Consider the following 1,970-nt stretch of genomic DNA (forward strand, 5'->3'; position numbering starts at 1 on the left):
CTGGGCATCGGCCTGGGCGAGACCGAGGAAGGCGATGTCGAGCCCGCCGCCGTCGTAGAAATCGAATTGGCTGGGCTGGTCGATGATGGCGGAGGTATTCACCGCGGCGCCGAAGTTGAGCCCGCCCTGGGGAATGCCGCCGATGACGCCGGGCTCGGCGGTGAGGGTCATCAGGTCGAGGATGCGCTCTTCGGTGGCCACGGCCGCCACGCCCTCGGGCATGCCGATGCCGAGGTTCACCACGGCGTTGGGCGTGAGTTCCATGGCGGCGCGGCGGGCGATGATCTTGCGCTCGCTCATTTCCATCGGTTCGAGGGACGTGAGGGGGATGCGGATCTCGCCGGAGAAGGCCGGGTTGTAGTGTTCGAGAAAGGTTTGCATGTGCCACTCGGGGCGTTCGGCAACCACCACGCAGTCGACCAGAATGCCGGGAATCTTTACCTGCCGTGGATTGAGCGAACCGGATTCGGCGATCCGCTCGACCTGGGCGATAACGATGCCGCCGCTGTTGCGGGCGGCCATGGCGATGGCCTGGCCTTCGAGGGTCAGGGCTTCCTTTTCCATCGTGATGTTGCCGTCCGGGTCGGCGGTGGTGCCGCGGATGATGCCGACATGGATCGGGAAAGCCTTGTAGAAGAGGTACTCCTCGCCGTCGATTTCGATGATGCGTACGAGATCTTCGGTGGTGCATTCGTTGACCTTGCCGCCGCCGAAGCGCGGGTCGACGAAGGTGCCGAGCCCGACCCGGGTGAGGGTGCCCGGCTTGCCGGCGGCGATGTCGCGATAGAGGTGGGTGATGACGCCCTGGGGCAGGTTGTAGCCCTGGATGCGGTTGGCGACGGCCAGTTCCTGCAGGCGTGGCACCAGGCCCCAGTGGCCGCCGATCACTCTTGCGACGAGGCCGTCGTGGCCCAGGTGGTTGAGGCCCTTGTCCTTGCCGTCGCCCTGGCCGGCGCCGTAAACGAGGGTGAGGCCTTCGGGCTTGCCGCGGCCTGCCGGATCCTGCTCGCGGGTTTCGAGAAAGTACTGCTCGAGGGCGATGGCGATGTTTTCAGGGAAGCCGATGCCGACAAAGCCGGTGGTGGCGACGGTGTCGCCCGAGCGGATGAGTTTGACCGCGTCGGCGGCGCTGACGATCTTGCCGGTGTTGCGGCCCTGGGGACGCATGAATTTCTGGTTTTTAGGGTTCATCTCCACTCATCCTCTGGGGGCCTGTTGAAGTATCGAACGATACCTAAGGAAGCCCCGATGCATGGATGTTTTGGCGACTCACCCCCAAGCCATCGCCGGCGCACCCGCACGGGGTCGCGCGCCAGCGCCGTCAGCAACGCCTCCATCGTCGGCCAGCGCGATGCCGGCGCGCGCGCCAACCCGCGCTCGAGCACCCGCCGCACCCAGGTCGGCACGCGCATACCCGCGGGCGGACCGCGCATCACGCTACTGCGCACATTTGCGCTCAGATCCAGGACCGACTCTCCGGCGAACGGCCGCTGGCCATAGAGCGCCTCCCACACCGCCACGCAGAAGCTGAACTGGTCGCTGCGTGCGTCGGCCTCCTGGCGGTCGAACTGCTCGGGTGACATATACGCGGGTGTCCCCACCAGGCTGTTCGCAGCGGTCACGTGCAACGCCAGCGCTGGTGAGCTCGCGCCGCCCGGGCTCGTCGCCTCGGAGGTCGCGTGCAGCCGGGACAGCCCGAAGTCCAGCACCCGGACTCGCCCGTCCGCCGCGATCATCGCGTTATCCGGCTTGAAGTCGCGGTGCATCAGGCCTGCCGCGTGCGCCGCCGCGAGTCCCCGCCCCGCCTCGATATATACGCGAATGACCTCGCGCCACGCGCGTGGCTCGGCCGCCAGCCAGTCTCGCAGCGTCACGCCGGCGATGTACTCCATCGCCAGAAACAGCTGCCCACCCTCGTCCGCGACCTCGTAGACCTGCGCCACGTTGGGATGTGACAGTCGGGCCATCGC

At 67.1% G+C, this 1,970-nt stretch carries 2 protein-coding genes; both read right to left on the reverse strand.

Annotation, left to right across the window (positions count from 1 at the left end):
• On the reverse strand, positions 1-1,191 hold a 1,191-nt coding region (locus VYI76_RS03255), incomplete at its 3' end, for an acyl CoA:acetate/3-ketoacid CoA transferase (protein ID WP_326523344.1).
• Positions 1,188-1,970: serine/threonine-protein kinase (locus VYI76_RS03260; RefSeq protein ID WP_326523345.1), on the reverse strand; the 783-nt coding region annotated here is incomplete at its 5' end. The genes VYI76_RS03255 and VYI76_RS03260, both read right to left, overlap by 4 nt.

The sequence above is a fragment of the Sphingomonas sp. genome (assembly GCF_035910975.1).
Lineage (GTDB): Bacteria > Pseudomonadota > Alphaproteobacteria > Sphingomonadales > Sphingomonadaceae > Sphingomonas.